The following is an 18,962-nucleotide window of genomic DNA, read 5'->3' on the forward strand; positions in this document are numbered from 1 at the left end:
GGCGAACAATGGTCGATAGCATCGCGAACTATGTCTTGGGGGTTGCTGGCGGTCGCCGGCGTGGTCGTCGCTTTCGGAGGGTTGCTGCAGGGCCTGATCGGTTTCGGGCTGGCCCTGGTCGCCGTGCCGCTGCTCGCGTTGCTGGACCCGGCGCTCGTCCCGGTGCCGGTCCTGGTCATCGCCTGCGCGCACGCGGTCATGTCGCTGGCCAGGGAGTTCGGTCACGTGGACTGGCGCGGTGTCGGCTGGGCGATGCTCGGCCGCCTGCCGGGCACGGTCGTCGGCATCTGGATCGTCGACTCGCTGGACCCGAAGAGCTTCGGCGTGGTCGTCGGCGCCGCGGTGCTGGCGTGCGTGCTGCTGTCGATCACGTCCTGGCGCCCGCAGCCCACGCCGCCGTCACTGGTCACCGCGGGCGTGGCGAGCGGCTCGTTCGGCACGGCCACGTCGATCGGCGGCCCGATGGTCGCGTTGCTCTACCAGAACCAGGCCGGGCCGGAGGTGCGGGCGACGCTGGCGGCGTTCTTCACGCTGGGCTCGGCCGTGTCGATCGTCGGCCTCACCGTCACCGGTAACGTCGCCGCGGACCAGTTGTGGAGCGGCGTGCTGCTGATCCCGTTCCTGGTCGCCGGATTCCTGCTTTCGGGGCCGTTGCGCAAGAAGTTCGACGCCAAGGGCATCCGGACCCCCACGCTGATCGTCGCGGGGGCGAGCGCTGTCGTGCTGATCGTGAGGAGCGCACTGCTGTGAAGATTCCGTCGTGGGCCGTGCTCGGGATCGGCGCGCTGGCCGCGCTGACGGTGGTCGTGTACGCGCCGGTCCTCGAACTGAAAGGCTTGGACAGCCTGTGCGAGCAACCCGGTGCGCGCTGCGGCACCCAGCCTGACTGGTACACGGGCCAGGAAAGCTACGAAACGCTGCGCGGGGCGGAGATGAGCGCCCGGTTTCCGGAAGTCGAGGTGGTCTACGACTACCGCCTGCTCTGGGCGGTGGCCTTGGTGGTGCTGGTGTGGGCCGTCGTACGACGCACCCCGGCCGCGTTCGCCACGGCCGCGCTCTTCGGCCTCGCGGTGTGGCTGTTGCCCGCCTACTCCGCGGTCGTGCTGATCGTCGCCGCCGCGGTGGCGGTGCTGCACGAGCACCGCCACCGCTTCCAGCGAAGGGGTCAGGCGAACGGCTGAAGGTTCGGCTGGAACACCTGGCCGTCGGCCGGCGCGACGAGATCCACCAGGTACTTCGCGACGGCCGCGTCCGTGTCGGCCGAGCGGCCCAGGATGCAGTGGCCGAACGCGTCGACGCTGATCAGGCGCGCGTTGCCGAGCTGCTTGGCCATGCGCTGCGAGAACAGGTACTGCGTGGCCGGGTCGTAGTAGTTGCCCACGACGACGATCGGGTTCTTCGTCTTGCGGTTCCACGGGCCGATCCAGCGGTCCGGGTTGCGCGTCGGCCACGTGGCGCAGGTCAGCAGGTCCGACGCGGCCTGGTAGCGGCCGAACGTGGGCGACTCCGCCTCCCACTTCGCCGCGGTCCTCTCCCAGTTGCGGTTCGTGCGGGAGAACGGCTTGTCGGTGCAGTTGACGCCGTAGTAGGAGTCGTCCGACGTGTACGGGGTGTCGGGCAGCGGGTCGACGTCCATGCGTCCGCCGGCGTTGTTCAGCGGCGCGGCCAGCTCCACGGTGGACTGGACGCCGAAGGTGGCGGCGGACGGGTTCAGCGCCACGTGGACGTTCTGCAGCCAGGCGGCCAGGGTCGTGATCCGGGCGATCGAGTACAGGTCGCCGGCGACGCGGCTCACCACGTCGGTCAGGGTGACCTTCGTGCCGTCCGGCAACGTCGCGGGGGCCTTGCCCAGCGCGGTCTTCATCGCCTCGAACTTGCCGCGGGCGTCACCGGCGAACGCGCACTTGGTGGCGCCGACGGAGTCGCAGCGCTTCAGCATGGCGTCGAGGGCGATCTCGAAGCCGTCGGCGCGCTGGCGGTCGTACTCCGCGCCGTTGGTCAGGCGCAGGCGCGGGTCGACGTTGCCGTCGATGACCATCGCCCGCGTGCGCTGCGGGAAGATGTTCGCGTACGTCGAGCCGATCAGCGTGCCGTACGAGAAGCCGACGAAGTTGAGCTGCTGGTCGCCCACGGCTTCGCGCATGACGTCGAGGTCGCGTGCGACCGCTTCCGTCGACATGTGGTTCAGCAGCGGGCCCGCGTTGATCTTGCAGTAGTCCGTGTAGGCCTTGGACTGCTTGATCGTGCTGGAGATCTCGGCCTTGGTGATGGGCAGGGCGTACCAGCCCTCGTTGACCGCGTCGGCCTCCTCCTGGGTGCGGAAGCAGCGCATCGGCGCGCTGCGGGCCACGCCGCGCGGGTCGAAGCCGACGACGTCGAACCGGTCCAGCACGGACGGCTGGAAGTAGTTCTTCGCGACGGCGCCGCGCAGCAGGCCGGAACCGCCGGGGCCGCCGGGGTTGAGGAAGATCGAGCCGATCTTGCGCGACTGGTCGTTCGCGGGGCGCTTCATCATGGCGATGCCGGTCTTCTCCCCGCGCGGGCGCGAGTGGTCGACGGGCACTTCCTGGACGGCGCAGGTGAGCTTCGCGCGCTCTTCGGGCGTCACGGAGGCGGGAAGGCCGGCGAGGACGTCGGCCGCGCACTGCCCCCAGGCGGCGGGTCTGACGGTCGACGAGACCTCGGGCTGGGCGCTCGCCACGCCCAGGCCGGAAGCGACGGTGCCGAGCACGAGCGCACTCGCGAGCACGACACGCGCTGATGCGGAGGATGACTTCACGGATGCACCCCATCACCGACCGTGCACCGTTTGTACCCGCCTATCGTCGGGTTGTCCGGCGACAGGCGGGTGTCAACGAACTAGAAAGGTTGTGCGTTCGGCTGGAACACTTGGCCGTCCGCGGGGGCGGTGAGGTCGACGAGGTACCTCGTCACCGCCGCGTCGGCGCCGGCCGAGTCACCGAGGATGCAGTGACCGAACGCGTCGACGCTGATCAGTCGCGCGTTGCCGAGCTGCTTGGCCATGCGCTCCGAGAACAGGTACTGCGTCGCCGGGTCGTAGTAGTTGCCCACCACGACGATCGGGTTCTTGGTGTGGCGGTTCCACGGGCCGATCCAGCGGTCCGGGTGGCGGGCGGGCCACGTCGGGCAGGTCAGCAGGTCGGACGCGGCCTGGTAGCGGCCGAACGTCCTCGACTCGCGCTCCCACCTGTCCGCGGTCCGGGCCCAGTTGCGGTTCGAGCGGGAGAACGGCTTGTCGGTGCAGTTGACGGCGTAGTACGAGTCGTCGCTCGTGTACGGCGTCTCCGGCAGCGCCCGGACGTCGGCCCTGCCGCCGAGGTTGTTGAGCACCGGAACGTCCACAACGGACTGGGCGGACAGCGCGGCGGAGGGGTTCTGGGCCGCGTGGATCGACTGCAGCCACGCCGTCAGCGCCTTGAACGTGGTCGGGCTGTACAGGTTGCTCGCCGTGCGGCCGACGAGGCCGGTCAGCGTCACCTGGGTGCCGCCGGGCAACGTCGTGGGGCCCTTGCGCAGAGTTTCCCGGATGTTGTCGAACTTCTTGCGCGCGTCACCGGCGAACGCGCACCTCTCGACACCGACGGAGTCGCACCGCTTCAGCATCGCGTCCAACGCGATCTCGAAGCCGCGGGCGCGCTCACGGTCGTACTGCGCGCCGTTGGTCAGGCGCAGCTGCGGGTCGACGTTGCCGTCCAGCACCAGGGCACGAGACCGGTGCGGGAAGATGTTCGCGTAGGTCGCGCCGAGCAGCGTGCCGTACGAGAAGCCGACGTACGTGAGCTGCCTGTCCCCCACGGCTTCGCGCATCACGTCGAGGTCGCGGGCGACCGCTTCCGTCGACATGTGGTTGAGCAGCGGACCGGCGTTGATCTTGCAGTAGTCCGTGTAGGCCTTGGACTGCCGGATCGAGCTGGCGATCTCGTCCTTGGTGATCGGCAGGGCGTACCAGCCCTCGTTCACCGCCTCGGCCTCCTCCTGGGTGCGGAAGCAGCGCAGCGGCGCGCTGCGGCCGACACCGCGCGGGTCGAAGCCGATGAGGTCGAACTTCTCGAGGATCTCCGGCGTGAAGAAGCTGGAGCCGTAGGCGCTGTAGATCAGGCCGGCGCCGCCGGGGCCGCCGGGGTTGATGAACAGCGAGCCGATCTTCTTCGCGGGGTCGCCGGCGGGGCGCTTCATCATGACGACGCCGGTCGAGTCACCGCGCGGACGCGAGTGGTCGACCGGCACCGTCTGGACCGCACAGCTGACCTTCGTGCGTTCGGCGGCGGGGATCTCGGCGAGCACGTCCGCCGCGCACGGCCCCCACGCGGCGGGTCTGACGGCGGAGGCGGCTTCGGGCTGGGCTGACGCGCTGCCCAGGCCGGTGATGACGGTACCGAGCGCGAGCGCACTGACGAGCGCCACGCGCACGGCACGCGTTGTTGCAGGAGTCATCGATGCAGCCCACCACTGAGCACGCAGCGCGTGAACCCGCCTATCGTCGGGTTGTGACCTGGGTTACACCGCTTGGGCTAGCGAGACCGCGAACCTGCCTTCGGCGTCGGTCCACCAGCGGTGCAGCGAGAATCCGGCGTCCTCCAGCTCCTGCCGCACGCCCTCCTCGCGGAACTTGGCCGACACCTCGGTGCGCAGTTCCTCCCCCTCCTGGAACTCCACGACCAGGTCGAGTTCGGCGAGCGTCACGCTCATCGCCCGCCTGGCGCGCAGGCGCATCTCGATCCACTCCTGCTCGGCGTTCCACAACGCCACGTGCTCGAACGCCTCGACGTCGAAGTCCCCGCCGACCTCGCGGTTCAGCACGTTGAGCACGTTGCGGTTGAACTCCGCCGTCACGCCTTGAGCGTCGTCGTACGCGCGCACCAGCGTGCCCGGATCCTTGACGAGGTCCGTGCCGAGCAGCAGCCACTCCCCCGGATCCAGCACGTCGCGGACCGTGCGGAGGAACTTCTCGCGCTCCTCCGGGATGAGGTTGCCGATCGTGCCGCCCAGGAACGCGACCAGGCGCGGTGACTCACCGGGCAGGAGCGACAGGTGCTGCGTGAAGTCGCCGACCACGCCGTGCACCCGCAGGCCCGGGTAGTCCGCCATGATCGCGTGCGCGGCCTCGGTGAGCGCCGACACCGACACGTCCTGCGGCACGAACTCCTTCAGCGTCCCGTGCTCGCGCAACGCGCTGAGCAGCAGCCGCGTCTTCTCCGACGAGCCGGAACCCAGCTCCACCAGCGAATGCGCGCCCGTCGTCGCCGCGATCTCGCCCGCGCGCTCCGCGAGCACCTCCCGTTCGGCGCGGGTCGGGTAGTACTCGGGCAACCGCGTGATGTCCTCGAACAGCGCACTGCCCACGGCGTCGTAGAACCACTTCGGCGAGACCCACTTCGGGTCCGCGGTCAGTCCGGCCCGCACGTCGGCACGTAACGCGTGTGCGGCGTCCTCCGGTTTGAGATGAACGTCCAGCACCGGCTCGGTCATACAGGTCGAACCTCCACAGTGGATGGAACGGCGGTGACCACGTGCCGGTCGGGGATCTCCCGCCAGTCCGGGTCGTCGTCGAGCGGCTCGGACGCGAGTGTCACGCCCTCGCCTTTCTGCAGCACCCACAGGGCGTGTGTCCACGTCGTCCCCACGAGCACTTCTCCGTTGGTCAGCAGGAAGTTCAGGCGCGACCTCGGCGCCGCGTCCGCCACCTCCCGCACGAGTTCAACCAGCGCCTGGGCCGGGTTCTTCCCGGTCTCCAGACGACGTCTGAGGACCGTCCACAACAGCGCGGAGTCGGTCGGCGCGTCCATCGTGAGCAGGTCGGTCACGTCGAGGGTCTTCGCCAGCCCGGCGACGGTGTGCGGCCAGCCGTCGACGCGCCCGTTGTGGCTGAACAGCCACGTGCCGTCGGTGAACGGCGCGCACGCCGCGTCCGCCACCGGCATCCCGGTGGTCGCGGACCGGACCGCGGCCAGGAAGGCCGTCGATTCGATGCCCGCGAGCTGGCGCAGGTTCGGGTCGCTCCACAGCGTGCCGGCCCGCCGGTAGCGCACCGGGCCGGGGAACCAGCCGACGCCGTACCCGTCGACGTTGACCGTTCCCCCTGCCCGCATGTCGCCGGGTGCGTAGGACTGGTGCTCCAGCGAGTGCGGTGCCTCGTAGAGCGGACCGCCGATGGGCACGGCGGTGCCCAGGTAAGCCAGGTGGCGGCACATCCGCCTAGGCGTCCCTGGCGCAGCGGAAGCCCGCGAAGATCTGCCGTCGGATCGGGTAGTCCCAGTTGCGGAACGTCGCGCGGATCGCCGACTTGTCGGTGCCGAACGAGCCTCCGCGCAGCACCTTGTAGTCCGGGCCGAAGAAGACCTCGGAGTACTCGCGGTACGGGAACACCTCGAAGCCCGGATAGGGCCCGAAGTCGCTCGACGTCCACTCCCACACGTCGCCGATCAGCTGGTGCACGCCCGCGGGGGACGCCCCCGCCGGATAGGCGCCGACCGGGGCCGGGCGCAGGTGGCGCTGGTTGAGGTTCGCGTGCTGCTCCGCCGGTTCCTCGTCACCCCACGGGTAGCGGCGCGTCTTGCCGGTGGCGGTGTCGAAGCGGGCCGCCTTCTCCCACTCGGCCTCCGTGGGCAGGCGCTTCTTCACCCACGTCGCGTACGCCTGGGCCTCGTGGTAGCACACGTGCACCACAGGTTCGTCCGGCACGATCGGCTCCGTCACGCCGAACGCCGTGCGCACGAACGAGTTCTCCTCGCGTTGCCAGAACCTCGGCGCCACGAGCTTGGCGTTCGTCCGGTGCTCCCAGCCCTCGTCCGTCCACAGGCGACGGTCGTCGTAGCCGCCCGCCAGGACGAACTCGGCGTACTCGCCGTTCGTCACCGGCGTCGTGTCGATGAAGAACGAGTCGACGTGGACGGCGTGCGCCGGACGTTCGTTGTCGAGTGCCCACGGTTCGTCCGACGTGCCCATCTCGAACGGGCCGCCCGGGATGAACGCTTCCGTTGTGGGAACCAGGTGTCCACCGGGCGGCAACGGTGCGTGCAGCACCGGTTCACCCGTGCGCAACTGGTGCGTCGCGAGCATCGTCTCGTCGTGCTGCTGCTCGTGCTGCACGATCATGCCGAACGCGAAGGCGTTCTCGACGAGCCGACGCCCCTGCAGCGGCACCTTCTCCAGCACGTCGAACACCTTGCCGCGCACGTCACCGACGTACTGGCGGGCTTCACGAGGGTTCAGCAGCGGCAGCTCCGGCCGCACGCTGCGGGAGAACTTGAACGCGTCGTAGTACTCGTCGATGTCGCTGCGCACCGGCTCTCGTCCGCCGACGTCGCGAACGAGCCACAGCTCTTCCTGGTTGCCGATGTGCGCCAGGTCCCAGACCAGCGGCGACATCAGCTTCGAATGCTGCCGCACGAGGTCGTGCTCGTCGACGGCGTCGGTCAGGGCGGTGGAACGCGCGCGCGAGCGCAGCAGTTCCCCCGCCACCCGCTCGCGGAGGTCGTCTCCATCGATTTGGCGAGTCACAGCTTCCCCTCAAGCTCCCGGCTGATGGCGCCGATCTGGTCGTGGGACAGTCCGGTGCGGGGCAACGCCTCGATGCCCAGCGCCACAACGTCTTTCGCGGCACGCGCGATGCGTTCGTCCGCCAGTCCGTGCCGGGCGGCGGCGAGCCACCGCCCGGCCGCCCGTTCGGTCGCCGCCAGCACACCGTCCACAACGGACGGATCGCTGAACAGCGCCACGAGCAGCGCACTCGGCGCGATCCACCCGCCCGGCGCGGGTGTGTCGAGGTATCTGATCTCGATGTACCCGCGCGGCCGGACCGGCGGGAACATCAACGACATGTGGTAGTCCAGGTCGTCGCTCGTGGGGACACGGTCGTTCGCCCCGTCCACCCACTCCGCGAACGTGAACCTGCGCGCCGGGATCCAGTCGGGACCCGGCCCGCGCACGACGATGACGGGGGTGTCGACGACTCTGCGCGCATAGGCCTGGGCCGGATCGGCGCACACAGCGCTGGGCCTGGTGCGCACGGGATCACAGCCGTAGAGCGCCCGCATGCGCGCGGACGCCCAGTTCTGGTGCATGCCACCGATGCTCGGCGAGTTCGCGAACAACGCGATCATCACCGGCCCGAGCTGGTGCACGGCGGCCCACCTGTCCTGCAGGTGCTTCTGCTCGCCGAAGTCGAGGCACACCTGCAGGCCCGCGGTGTTGCACATCATCGAGATGCCGTCGGCACCGAGCTCGCCGAACGCGTGCTCCATCGCGGCGTACCGAGGCACCTGCAGCAGGCGCGTGGGAGATCTGTGCAGGTCAGCGCCCTTGTCGCCGAGCACGAGACCGTGGTCGGCGAGCATGGCGGTGAGGTGCGAGATGTCCTGGGCGACTGTGGAGAAGAGGTCCGGGAGGCTGGTGCAGGGAGGAGTGGAGATCTCGACCTGCCCGCCCGGTTCGACGGTCAGCGGGGTGCCGCTGGGAAGCGGCCTCTGCGGGCTGTCCGGAACGAGAGTGGGTGGTGCGTGTTCGCCGAGAGCGGCGGCGAGCCGGTGCCGATCGAGGACCTGAGCAGGGTCTTCGGCGTGGTGGACGGTCCATTCGAGCTCCACGCCGAAAAGCCTCGGAGGCCCGTGTTTGAAACAGACCGAGGCCACATAAGCCTCGGCCTCGGCGCGGTCGGCGAACCTCGCCGGCGCCGGTTGGTTACGCAACGCGGTCACGCTGCCACACTCCCCGTGATCGTCTGGCCCGTTCGACGCTACACGCGGGGTCTGACACTCGCAGCCCTCAAATCCTTGCGAACCAAGTGAAGCGCCCGTGTGCACGCGTGCACACGGGCGCTTGTCCCACAGGCTGGATCTACGTCCTGGCATTCGAACGGCCGCGCAGCACGGTGCCGGCGGTGGACGCGTTCTTGATGGCCGTCTCGATCTGCGCCATCGACGAACCGGAGGTGATGCCGGGCACCGTCGTGGTGTTCAACGCGTACAACGTGAACGTGTACGGGTTGGTCGAGCCGCCGGGGCAGGGCCCGAAGTACTTCAGGGCGTTGGCACCGGATCCCATCGCCTTCTGCTTCGCCGAGCCCTGGCCCGGCACGGCGAACCCGGCCCCCAGGTTCTCCGGCAGCGAACGGGTGGCACCCGGAACGTCCCAGATCGCCCAGTGGAGCTTGTTGCCGTTGTTCACGCGGTCCGCGAACACGATGGCGTAGGCCTGCGCCCCGGCGGACTCACCCCACGCGAACGCCGGCGACGGGTCCTGGCCCGCGACACCGTCACCGGCGCACGTGTGCTTGGCCGGAATCATCGCGTCGTCCGCGAACGCCGGGGACGTCAGCTTGAACGCACCGCCCCCACCTTCGTAGACGATGTCGACGTGCAGGATCCGGTCGTTGCCGGCCGACCCGTCCTTGTCGGTCGTCGTCGTCAGCCAGATGTCGCCCTCCTGGTCCACCTCGACCGTGCGCAGGCGGCTGTAGGTGCCCTGGAAGTAGATCTGCTGGTCGACGAGGTTGCCGCTCGCGTCGATGCGCATCCGGTAGATGCGCTGGCCGACGGTGGTGGCGACGAAGACGTGGTCGTTGATGATCGTCAGGCCCGAGGGTGAGGCCTGCGAGGTCGGCCAGGTCTTCTTCGGCCCGACGGTGCCGGCGCAGCTGCCGATCGTGCCCTCGCAGGGCTCCCAGCCGTAGTTGCCGCCCTTGGTGATCAGGTTGACCTCGTCCTGCTGCGAGTTGCCGAACTCCGAGGCCCACAGACGGCCCTGCGAGTCGAAGTCGAGGCCCTGCACGTTGCGGTGGCCGTAGCTCCAGATCGCCTTGCCGGGGAACGGGTTGTCGGACGGGATGGAGCCGTCCGGGTGGACGCGCAGGATCTTGCCGGCGTTGGTGTTGAGGTTCTGCGCGTTGTTGCCGTTCTGCGCGTCACCGGTCGAGATGAACAGGTGGCGGCCGTCCGGGCTGAACCGCAGGCGCCCGCCGTTGTGGTAGCGGTTCTTCGGCACACCGTCGAGCAACGTGGTCCAGCCGGTCAGCGCAGCACCGTCGAACTGCACCCTGACCAGGCGGTTCCCGCCGCTGTAGGTGTGGTAGACGTACACGAACCGGTCGGAGGCGAAGTTCGGCGAGACCTCGATGCCGAGCGCGCCGCCCTCGCCGTTGGTGCCCATGGCGCCGGGCACCTTGCCGATGACGGTCTTGGCGCCGGCCTCGGTCACGCGCAGGACGTTGAACGTCTCGCGCTCGGTCACCAGCGCCGAGCCGTCGGGCAGGAACGCGAGTCCCCAGGCCACGTCGACCCCGCCGGTGATCTGCTTCACCGTGCCGGGGTTCGGCACACCGGTGCCGCCGCCCGCCGCGGGCTTGACCGAAATTTCGTTCGAGAACGCCGATAAGTTGCCCGCCGCGTCCTTGGCCCGCACCTTCACCGCGTACGTCCGGCCGGTCACCAGGCCGGCGACGGTCGCCGACGTGGCGGAACCGTCCGCGGTCTGCTTCAGGGCGCCGTCGAAGTGGATCTCGTAGCCGGTGACGCCCACGTTGTCGCTCGAGGCGCCCCACGCGATGGCGACGCTGGTGGAGGTGGCGCCGGTGGACCGCAGGGTGCCCGGAGTGGTGGGCGCCTGGTTGTCCACGGGCGCGGGCTTGGTGCGGCCCGGCACGTTGTTCGAGGCCTGCGAGACGTTGCCCGCGCGGTCCTTCGCGAACACGGTCCAGTCGTACTCCGTGTCGGCGCGCAGGCCGGACGCGGTCGCCTCCAGGACGTTGCCGACGCTCGTGACGAGCTGGCCGTGCTGGTAGACGTCGTAACCGGTGACGCCCACGTTGTCGGTGGCCGCCTCCCACTTCAGCGACACGGAGTCGTGGGTGGAGCTGACGAACTGCAGGGTGCGCGGCGGCGTCGGAGCCTCGTCGTCGGGCGGGCCGACCAGCACCGCGGTCAGCTTGTCCGCGTTCGGGCCGCCGTTCGCGGTCGTGGCGGTCGCCTTGATCCTGTTCGCACCGGCGTGCAGCGCGACCTTCAGGGTCCGCGTCTGCCACGTCGTCCACGCGCCCGTGCCGGGGAACGAGACGGTCTGCGCGGCGGCGCCGTCCACCGTCACCGAGACCGGGCGGTCGGTCGTGGTTCCGTTGGCGTAGCGGAACGTCAGGTCGTGCTCGCCGCCGGACTCGGCGTTGATCACGTACTCGACCGACGAGCCGATGGCGTTGTCGTAGTTGACGAACCCGCGGCCGGAGAAGCCCGCCCAGTTCGACTCGACGACGCCCTGGCTGATCGTCGCGTCCTCCGCCTCCTGCTCCAGCGCGGGAACGGACGCGATCTCCTCGACCTCCACGTAGTCGAGGTTGGGACCACCCGTGGCACCGGTGGACGTGAGCTTGATCTTGTTCGAGCCCGCGTTCAGGTTCACCGTGTTCTCGGCCGACACCCACGTCGTCCACGCGCCGGTGCCGGCGAACGCGCGGTCGTCGACGGCGACGCCGCCGTTGACGCTCACGTCGGCGGGCCGGTTGTCCGCGGTTCCGTTGGCGTAGCGGAAGACCAGCTTGGCCTGGCCCGCCTTCGACGCGGTGACGGTGAACTCGACCGAGCTCCCCGCGACGTTGTCGACGTTCACGAACCCGGCCCCGGAGAACCCGGCGTGGTTCGACTCCACCACGCCCTGCGAGATCGTCGCGTTCTCCGCTTCGTACCGCACCGGCGCCGCGAGGGCCTGCTCCGGTACCGACATCACCGCGACGGCTGTTGTACAGGCAACACCCATCGCGCCGAACGCGCGAAACGCCCGGCTTCTACTCGGTGCCACTGTTGTGCCTCCCACAAGACGGGTCGGGGGATCACGACGGAGCGGCGGCGGATTCAGTTTTAGACAGGAAACTTTCTTGACTATCGCGCAGATCACACCACCGCGCGGCCGCTGCGTCAACCCCGTCCCGGACGTGCTGGAAAGCGCTTACCAGAACTCGTCATCTGTCCCGGTTCTCCGCGAGGGCGGCGATCAGATCCGAGGCGGGCCGGCTGAGCAGCAGGTCGATCAGGTGGACGCCTGTGGACTCACGCCGCTGCCAGCCCAGGCGCTCGGCGAGCGTCGACAGCTTGGTGATGTCCTGGGTGTCCATGGCGGCAGAGGATATGGGCAGGACCTCGCCCGTTCGCGCAGGCCTGGCCGATGATCCACACGAAAGGGATCACGGGAGAAGATCACACCGATGGACCTGTTCAATCCGTACGTACGGATTGGATTTCCCACCCCCACCCTGCGACCATCTACCGGTGCCCAGGGTGAGCCAGGACCACCTCGACGCCCGCCGCCGTCAGATCCTCGACGGTGCGCGTGCCTGTTTCGCGCGACACGGCTACGAGGGTGCCACGGTACGCCGTCTGGAAGAAGCGACGAGCCTCTCTCGCGGCGCGATCTTCCACCACTTCCGCGACAAGGAGTCGCTCTTCCTCGCACTGGCCGAGGACGACGCGCTCCGGATGGCGGACGTCGTCGCCGAACAAGGTCTCGTCCAGGTCATGCGCGACCTCCTCGACGAGCCGGAGAAGCGGACCGAGGAGCACGCCGCCGACTGGCTGGGCACGCGCCTCGAGGTCTCCCGCCGGCTCCGCACCGACCCGGACTTCCGGGCGCGCTGGGCCGAACGCAGCGAGCAGCTCACCGCCGCCACCCGCCAGCGCCTCATCCGGCAGCGCGAGGCCGGCAACCTGCGCGACGACGTCGACGTCACGGTGCTGACGAGCTTCCTGGAACTCGTGCTGGAAGGCCTTGTCTCGCACCTCGCGATGGGGCTCCCGGCCGACGACATGGAACCCGTTCTCGATCTCGTGGAAGAAACCGTGCGGCGACACCGCCGCAACTCTTGAAGGTTCTTCGCGTAAACCTCACTGTGGACACATGTCCACGCTGAAGACCGCCGCCCAGTTCTTCGCGCTGCGCACGCTCGTCCGCGGCTACGCCCTGATCGGTGACCCGTACGCGGGCGTCATGGCCTCCCCGCCGGACCGCGACCCGTACGCGATGTACGAGAAGGTGCGCGCCAAGGGCGACATGGTGCGCAGCCGCATGGGCGCCTACGTCACGCCGAGCCGCGAGATCTGCGATTCGGTGCTGCGGGACAACAGGTTCGTCACCGCGACCTTCGACGAGGCGTCGATGGTGCCGATCACGTTGTTCAAGGACGGCGAGAAGATCGTCAACCCGGTGCAGGACTCGTTCCTGATGAAGAACCCGCCGGACCACACCCGCCTGCGCAAGCTCGTGCAGCCGTTCTTCACGCCACGGGCGCTGAAGGACCGCACGGCGTCCATCCAGAAGATCGTGACCGACCACCTCGACCGGCTGGGCGACCACTTCGACGTCGTCACCGAGTTCGCCTCGCAGGTGCCGATCCAGGTCATCGCCGACCTGCTGGGCGTGCCCGACGACCACAAGGACCTCTTCGCCCGCTGGGGCAGCGCCCTGGCGGAGACGCTCGACGGCGTGTGGTCGCACCAGCAGCTGAAGAACCTGCACGCCACGATCATCGAGTACAACGACTTCATCGACGTCCTGATCGAGGAACGCCGCCGCAACCCCCAGGACGACATCGTCAGCCACCTGGTGACGCGGCACGAGGACCTCAGCCGCGAGGATCTCGTCGCCACGACGGGGTTGTTGCTCTTCGCGGGGTTCGAGACGACGGTCAACCTGATCAGCAACGGCGTGCTGAAGGCGTTCGAGAACCCGCACACCGTGGCGCCGCTGGCCCAGAGCCCCGAGTACGCCGAGGGGTTCGTCGAGGAGGTGCTGCGGCTCGACCCGCCCGTGCAGTACACGATCCGCTGGCCGGGAGAACGTCTCGAACTGGCCGGGGTGTCGCTGCCGAAAGGCATGCCGGTGATGCTGATGCTGGCGGCCGCGAACCGCGACCCGCGGGTGTTCTCCGACCCGCTGAAGTTCGACCCCACGCGGTCCAACGCGCGCGAGCACCTCGCGTTCAGCGCGGGCATCCACTACTGCATCGGCGCTGGTCTGAGCCGCATCGAGGGCACGCTGGCGTTGCACGAGCTCTTCAAGCGCTTCCCGAGGCTCGCGGCGGACGGCCCGGTGACGCGCAGGCGCTCGAAGCTCATCCGCGGCGCGTTGCGACTTCCGGTGCGGGCCAACGAAAGCAGCCGATCACTGACGGTGAACTAATGCTGACCTGGGGCTAATTTCGTTGCGGCGAGTGCTCGACTTCACCCGGCTGGAGCAATGTTCGTGCCCCAATGACACATCTGCGTAGTGCATTCTTAGAAGTGAGAGGGAGACCCGCCGCACCGCCGCCGCGACGGGCCTCCCTCTCCCTCGTCCAGGACTTACTCGACGCCCGACATCAGCTTCTTGATCGCCGGGGCCGCCACGGCCAGGCCGGCGCCGAGGACGACGGCAGCGCCGCCCAGCGTGAGGAAGTACGCCGACGGGCTCGTCGTGTAGAACTTCACGAGCTGCGCGGCCACACCGGACCCGGCCGAGCTCGCCAGGAACCACAGGCCCATCGTCTGCGAGGCGAACGCCCTGGGCGCCAGCTTCGTCGTGACCGACAGGCCGACCGGCGAGAGCATGAGCTCACCGGCGGTCATGATCAGGAACATCACTACGAGCCAGAGCGGCGTCACCTTGCCGTCGGCGGCCGAGTTGCTCGCGAAGTACATGAGCACGAACGACAGGCCGACGAGCACCAGCGCGCCCGCGAACTTGCGCGGCGTGGACGGCGCGCGGTTCGCGAGCTTCACCCACAGCAGCGCGAACACCGGCGCCAGCACGATGATCATGATCGGGTTGATCGACTGGAACCAGGCGACCGGGAACTCCCAGCCGAACACGTGGTTGTCGACGTTCGAGTCGGCGAACTCCGCGATGACCGACGCGCTCTGCTCGAAGATCAGCCAGAACATCGCCGCCGCGATGAACAGCGGGATGTAGGCGACGACCCGCGGACGCTCGTGCGGCAGCGTCTTCTTGCTGCGCAGCATGACGGTGAAGTAGCCGATCGGCAGCACGACGGACATGATGCTGATCATCAGGATGACGCCCTCGACACCGCCGAGGAAGAACGCCAGCACGCCCAGGCCGACGATCGCCGCGGCGATGAGGCCGATCAGGCCGTAGATGCGGCCCTTCTCCTGCGAGGGCAACGGGTTCGGCGCCACGGCGGCCGAGCCGCGCAGGTTCTTGCGGCCGTACCGGTACTGGATCAGGCCGAGCGCCATGCCGACCGCGGCCACGCTGAAGCCCCAGTGGAAGCCGAGGCCGTCCGCGAGCGCGCCGGTGATCAGCGGCGAGATGAAGCCACCGATGTTGATGGCCATGTAGAAGATCGTGAACCCCGCGTCGCGGCGGGTGTCGTGCTGCTCGTAGAGGCCGCCGACGACGGTCGAGATGTTCGGCTTGAGCAGGCCCGTGCCGAGCACGATGAACACCAGGCCGGTGTAGACGCCCGCGAGGCCGATCGGCAGGGCCAGCGAGATGTGGCCGAGCATGATCAGGATGCCGCCGTAGAACACCGAGCGCTGACCGCCCCAGACGCGGTCGGCCAGCCAGCCGCCCGCGACACCGGACATGTAGACGGCGGTGCCGTAGATGGCCACGACGGACAGGGCGAGCGCCTTGTCGACGCCGAGACCTCCCTCGGCCACGGCTGTCCACAGGTAGAGGCCGAGGATGGCCTTCATCCCGTAGAACGAGAACCGTTCCCAGAGTTCGGTGAAGAACAGCGTGGACAGGCCTCGGGGGTGCCCGAAGAATCCCTTGTCCTGCGCGGAGATGCTGGCGCTAGGAGCGCTCACAGTCATCGCCCTCTCGTGTCAACTTTGTCACGGCGGATCCGGTCGAGATTACGCCGAACGCTCGTACTGTTTGAAATCGAGGTTGCGTCCAAGTGGCCGAACTCTCACGCCAGGGTGCGCAGTTGGCCGAGATTTGATGCACTGCTGGGATGGACTTGATCCAGGCGCACGGCGTGGCGATGACGGAGTTCGACCGCAGGGTCCGGCAGATCGCACCGGACCAGTGGTCGCTCGGCACCCCCTGCCGGGAGTGGTCGGTCAGAGACCTCGTCGGCCATCTCGTCTACGAGCAGCTCTGGGCGCCCGAACTGCTGGCCGGCTGCACGGCCGCGCAGGTCGGCGACCGGTTCGACCACGACAACCTGGGCGACGACCCGCTCGTGTCCTGGGTCGTGGCGGCCGCGGCGGCGCGCGAGGCGTGGCTGGGGCCGTTCGCGCTGGCGAAACCCGTGACCGTGTCGTCGGGGAAGCTGGACGCCGAGGAGTACTGCTGGCAGATGACCACGGACCTCGCCGTTCACGCGTGGGACCTGGCGCGGTCGATCGGTGCCGACGAACGCATCGATCCCGATCTCGCCTCGACCGTGCTGAAGTACGTCGAGCGCAACATCGACGAGTGGAGCGCGTCGCCGATGTTCGACTCGCCCGTTCCGGTGGCGCCGGACGCGGACGACCAGACACGACTGATCGGGCTGCTGGGACGCAAGCCCTAGGTTTCCGAAGCGCCCCGCACCGCATCCCCCTGTGCCTCCCGCGGTGCGGGGCGCTCCTCCCCCGGCAGCGATCGCCGGATCCCCCCGGACCGTCGATCGCACCGCATTTCTACAGGTAGATCGTTGTCCGGTGTCGGCGCCGGGAAAGCGGACAACGACCTCCGGACAACGGTTTGGTCTCCCCCTGGAACACGACACCGCCCCCGGCGCCGGATGCGCCGAGGGCGGTGGGTGCCGGACGGATCAGCCGACGTGTGATCGACGTCCGCACCGGTGGTGGGTCATGGGTGGACCGCTTCCAGACCATGCCAGCCGCTCATGACCGGCCCCTGAACGTCAGATGACCTTCTGCTCCAGAGTGACGCACCTGATCCCGACGGCGTCGAGGTGCTCGCTGACCCGGACGAACCCGGCGCTCTCGTAGAACCTGATGTTCTCGTCGCTCTCGGCGCCGGTGAACAACCAGACGACCTTCACGTCCGCGGGCGCTGCGCTGATCGCTTCGAGGAGCCTGCGCCCCACTCCGCCGCCCTGCACGTCCGGTGCGACGGCCAGCCGGGCGACCTCCATCCGCTCGCCGTCGACCCGGCTGCGCACCGACCCGACGAGCCGCGCCCCGACGAACGCGCCGAACGCCGGCGTGCCGTCCCCGAGGTGGCGCCGGATCTCGTCGAGCGTCTCGACGAGCGGCGGCAGGTCCCACGCCCCGTACCGCCTGGCTTCCGCGAGGTACGCGGCCCGCTGGATCGTCATGACCTCACCGGCGTGCTCGCGGGTCAACGGTCCGATGTGGACGTTCACGGCCCGGTGACCCCCGGCGTCCAGCTCTCCGGCAGCCCGCTCTCGGTGAGGATGATCTGGTGGTCGTGGAACCCCTCCGGCGCGTCCGGCTGCCACGGCCACTGCCCCTGCGGCGTCGGCACGATGATCTGCAAGGCCGCGAAGTCCGACCCGTCGTAGAGCAGGTACGCGCTCCCGAAGAACTCGGGGTAGAAGCCCTTGTAGACGCGTTCGAACGCGACGGGCACCCCTTCGAAGAAGTCGTCGTAGAGCTTGCCGGGCAGGAACCGCTCGCCCTCGCTGGCCCGCTTGACGTACAGGTTGATCAGCATCTCGCCCATGCCCTGCGGCAGTCCGATCACCACCGCCTCGGCCACGCCGAACCGGCGCCAGGCCCCCACCGAGAACACGTACCCGGGCCCCTCGGCGTCCGGGTTCACGACGATGTTGGTGTGGCCGAACCGGTCGGCCGCGGAGAGCAGGCGGGCGCGCAGCTCGATGTCTTCGTCGGAAAGCACGACACCCAGCCTACGGCACCTCCCCGGCGCCTTATGCCTGCTTGGAGCTGTTCCAACGCTCCCACCTTCAGGCAGATTTGGCGCGAAACGATAGAGCTTTCACGGTCCCTGCCCCTACCGTCCGTCCATGCCCAAGAGATCGTCCAGCGTGGTGGGCCGCGAGTTCGGCAACGGCGTCCGGGCCGCCGTCGAGAGCACCGGCCTGACCCAGCGCCAGCTCGCCGAGGCGCTCGGCTGGCAAGAGGCGAAGTTGTCCGACATGCTCGCCGGCAAGGGCGGAGTGAACGAGTCCGAAGTGCGCGAACTTCTCGCTTACTGCCGCACACCGCTGGAGGAACGCGAACGGCTGATCGAGCTGTTCCGCGAGTCGGGGAACGTCTGGCTGCAGATGCCCGAGGACGGCGTGCCGGACCAGGTCCGCACGCTGATCGAGCAGGAGAAGAACGCCAACCAGATCGACTGTTGGTCGATGATCCTCGTGCCGGGCCTTCTCCAGATTCCCGAGTACGCCTATGTGGTCACCGACCATTCACCAGTGGTCAAATCCGAGGACGTCCCCCGTGTCACCGCTGCAAGAGTGGCGCGAGCGGAGATCCTCGAACCTGATCGCACTTTCACCTTCTACATCCACGAACAGGCGTTGCGGCTGCCGGTCGGTGGTGAGGAGGTGTGGCGGGAGCAGCTCGCACACCTCCTGCGGATGTCGGTGCGGAAGTACATCAGTCTGCGAGTCATCCCTCGCTCGGTCGGCATGCACGCGGGCACCTCAGGCGACTTCCGGGTGATGAAGTTCCCGAAGTTCCCACCGGTCGTCTACGTCGAGAGCGTCAAGTGCTGCCTGTTCTTCGATGACAAGGAGACCGTCGAGACCTACGAGAACATCCTGAAGGACCTCGCAGCCATCGCAATGGATGAGGAACAATCGAGGGCGGTGATCAACAGCATCTTGGAGGACCTCCAATGACCAACTGGCGCAAGAGCAGCTACAGCGGCAGCGGCGACAACTGCGTCGAGGTGGGCCACGGCGTGGGCATCCGGGACAGCAAGGCGCCCTCGACCCATCTCCCGGTCTCCTCCGAAGCCTGGGCGGCGTTCTTGAAGGTCGTTCGGTCGCGGTGATGCAGAAACGCCGGCCACGCTGC

Annotated in this window: 18 protein-coding genes; 7 read left to right on the top strand and 11 right to left on the bottom strand. The window is 68.7% G+C overall.

Features of this window, described 5'->3' with window-relative positions:
- The first annotated feature begins 30 nt into the window (after positions 1-30).
- Complete coding sequence (locus AB0M48_RS29045) at positions 31-750, top strand: sulfite exporter TauE/SafE family protein (protein ID WP_363847975.1); 720 nt, start codon at positions 31-33, stop codon at positions 748-750.
- Positions 747-1,181 (top strand): hypothetical protein, encoded by a 435-nt coding sequence (locus AB0M48_RS29050; RefSeq protein WP_363847976.1) that lies wholly within the window; start codon positions 747-749, stop codon positions 1,179-1,181. Before AB0M48_RS29045 ends, AB0M48_RS29050 begins: the two co-directional genes overlap by 4 nt.
- Here AB0M48_RS29050 and AB0M48_RS29055 read toward each other — a convergent pair.
- The 8 genes from AB0M48_RS29055 to AB0M48_RS29090 form a co-directional block, all read right to left on the bottom strand.
- Positions 1,166-2,779, bottom strand: coding sequence for an alpha/beta hydrolase (locus AB0M48_RS29055; protein ID WP_363847979.1), 1,614 nt, complete (start codon positions 2,777-2,779; stop codon positions 1,166-1,168). The two genes, AB0M48_RS29050 and AB0M48_RS29055, sit on opposite strands and share 16 nt — an antisense overlap.
- An 80-nt stretch (positions 2,780-2,859) precedes the next feature.
- A complete protein-coding gene (locus AB0M48_RS29060) occupies positions 2,860-4,455 on the bottom strand; it encodes an alpha/beta hydrolase (protein WP_363847982.1) in 1,596 nt (531 codons plus the stop codon).
- 63 nt (positions 4,456-4,518) lie between these two features.
- Complete coding sequence (gene egtD / locus AB0M48_RS29065; protein ID WP_363847984.1) at positions 4,519-5,490, bottom strand: L-histidine N(alpha)-methyltransferase; 972 nt, start codon at positions 5,488-5,490, stop codon at positions 4,519-4,521.
- Positions 5,487-6,212 (bottom strand): ergothioneine biosynthesis protein EgtC, encoded by a 726-nt coding sequence (egtC, locus tag AB0M48_RS29070; protein ID WP_363847987.1) that lies wholly within the window; start codon positions 6,210-6,212, stop codon positions 5,487-5,489. The genes egtD and egtC overlap by 4 nt, the downstream gene beginning before the upstream one ends.
- 4 nt (positions 6,213-6,216) lie before the next feature.
- Positions 6,217-7,521, bottom strand: coding sequence for an ergothioneine biosynthesis protein EgtB (egtB, locus tag AB0M48_RS29075; protein ID WP_363847990.1), 1,305 nt, complete (start codon positions 7,519-7,521; stop codon positions 6,217-6,219).
- Positions 7,518-8,606 (bottom strand): glutamate-cysteine ligase family protein, encoded by a 1,089-nt coding sequence (locus AB0M48_RS29080; protein ID WP_363847992.1) that lies wholly within the window; start codon positions 8,604-8,606, stop codon positions 7,518-7,520. The genes egtB and AB0M48_RS29080 overlap by 4 nt, the downstream gene beginning before the upstream one ends.
- A gap of 250 nt (positions 8,607-8,856) precedes the next feature.
- Positions 8,857-11,730 carry a PQQ-dependent sugar dehydrogenase gene (locus AB0M48_RS29085; protein ID WP_363847994.1) on the bottom strand — a complete coding sequence of 958 codons (2,874 nt, stop codon included), beginning with the start codon at positions 11,728-11,730 and terminating at the stop codon, positions 8,857-8,859.
- Positions 11,731-11,965: 235 nt separating this feature from the next.
- On the bottom strand, positions 11,966-12,118 hold the full coding sequence (locus tag AB0M48_RS29090; RefSeq protein WP_363847997.1) for a hypothetical protein: 153 nt from the start codon (positions 12,116-12,118) through the stop codon (positions 11,966-11,968).
- A 154-nt stretch (positions 12,119-12,272) separates the two neighbouring features.
- Between AB0M48_RS29090 and AB0M48_RS29095 the strand changes: the two genes are divergently transcribed.
- Positions 12,273-12,866, top strand: coding sequence for a TetR/AcrR family transcriptional regulator (locus AB0M48_RS29095; protein ID WP_090066997.1), 594 nt, complete (start codon positions 12,273-12,275; stop codon positions 12,864-12,866).
- 31 nt (positions 12,867-12,897) lie between these two features.
- Complete coding sequence (locus AB0M48_RS29100; RefSeq protein ID WP_363848002.1) at positions 12,898-14,178, top strand: cytochrome P450; 1,281 nt, start codon at positions 12,898-12,900, stop codon at positions 14,176-14,178.
- Positions 14,179-14,339: 161 nt separating this feature from the next.
- Here AB0M48_RS29100 and AB0M48_RS29105 read toward each other — a convergent pair whose 3' ends face one another.
- On the bottom strand, positions 14,340-15,809 hold the full coding sequence (locus tag AB0M48_RS29105) for a peptide MFS transporter (protein WP_363848005.1): 1,470 nt from the start codon (positions 15,807-15,809) through the stop codon (positions 14,340-14,342).
- 149 nt (positions 15,810-15,958) lie between these two features.
- Here AB0M48_RS29105 and AB0M48_RS29110 point away from each other — a divergent pair, with 149 nt between their 5' ends.
- Positions 15,959-16,522 (top strand): TIGR03086 family metal-binding protein, encoded by a 564-nt coding sequence (locus AB0M48_RS29110; RefSeq protein WP_363848007.1) that lies wholly within the window; start codon positions 15,959-15,961, stop codon positions 16,520-16,522.
- Positions 16,523-16,858: 336 nt separating this feature from the next.
- Here AB0M48_RS29110 and AB0M48_RS29115 read toward each other — a convergent pair whose 3' ends face one another.
- Complete coding sequence (locus AB0M48_RS29115; RefSeq protein WP_363848010.1) at positions 16,859-17,323, bottom strand: GNAT family N-acetyltransferase; 465 nt, start codon at positions 17,321-17,323, stop codon at positions 16,859-16,861.
- A complete protein-coding gene (locus AB0M48_RS29120) occupies positions 17,320-17,820 on the bottom strand; it encodes a DUF4262 domain-containing protein (RefSeq protein WP_363848013.1) in 501 nt (166 codons plus the stop codon). Before AB0M48_RS29120 ends, AB0M48_RS29115 begins: the two co-directional genes overlap by 4 nt.
- 127 nt (positions 17,821-17,947) lie before the next feature.
- Here AB0M48_RS29120 and AB0M48_RS29125 point away from each other — a divergent pair, with 127 nt between their 5' ends.
- Together AB0M48_RS29125 and AB0M48_RS29130 are read left to right on the top strand one after the other, a co-directional pair.
- Entirely contained in the window at positions 17,948-18,784 is an 837-nt protein-coding gene (locus AB0M48_RS29125) for a helix-turn-helix transcriptional regulator (RefSeq protein WP_363848016.1), read from the top strand.
- Positions 18,781-18,939 (top strand): DUF397 domain-containing protein, encoded by a 159-nt coding sequence (locus AB0M48_RS29130; RefSeq protein WP_363848019.1) that lies wholly within the window; start codon positions 18,781-18,783, stop codon positions 18,937-18,939. Before AB0M48_RS29125 ends, AB0M48_RS29130 begins: the two co-directional genes overlap by 4 nt.
- Positions 18,940-18,962 lie beyond the last annotated feature (23 nt).

Source organism: Lentzea sp. NPDC051208, assembly GCF_040682435.1.
Lineage (GTDB): Bacteria > Actinomycetota > Actinomycetes > Mycobacteriales > Pseudonocardiaceae > Lentzea > Lentzea kristufekii.

Coding starts and splice junctions, on each gene's coding strand:
- AB0M48_RS29060 (WP_363847982.1), bottom strand. CDS start 4,455: ATGACTCCTGCAACAACGCGTGCCGTGCGCGTGGCGCTCGTCAGTGCG.
- AB0M48_RS29090 (WP_363847997.1), bottom strand. CDS start 12,118: ATGGACACCCAGGACATCACCAAGCTGTCGACGCTCGCCGAGCGCCTG.
- AB0M48_RS29110 (WP_363848007.1), top strand. CDS start 15,959: ATGGACTTGATCCAGGCGCACGGCGTGGCGATGACGGAGTTCGACCGC.
- AB0M48_RS29045 (WP_363847975.1), top strand. CDS start 31: ATGTCTTGGGGGTTGCTGGCGGTCGCCGGCGTGGTCGTCGCTTTCGGA.
- egtD (WP_363847984.1), bottom strand. CDS start 5,490: ATGACCGAGCCGGTGCTGGACGTTCATCTCAAACCGGAGGACGCCGCA.
- AB0M48_RS29130 (WP_363848019.1), top strand. CDS start 18,781: ATGACCAACTGGCGCAAGAGCAGCTACAGCGGCAGCGGCGACAACTGC.
- AB0M48_RS29125 (WP_363848016.1), top strand. CDS start 17,948: ATGCCCAAGAGATCGTCCAGCGTGGTGGGCCGCGAGTTCGGCAACGGC.
- egtC (WP_363847987.1), bottom strand. CDS start 6,212: ATGTGCCGCCACCTGGCTTACCTGGGCACCGCCGTGCCCATCGGCGGT.
- AB0M48_RS29100 (WP_363848002.1), top strand. CDS start 12,898: ATGTCCACGCTGAAGACCGCCGCCCAGTTCTTCGCGCTGCGCACGCTC.
- AB0M48_RS29085 (WP_363847994.1), bottom strand. CDS start 11,730: ATGTCGGTACCGGAGCAGGCCCTCGCGGCGCCGGTGCGGTACGAAGCG.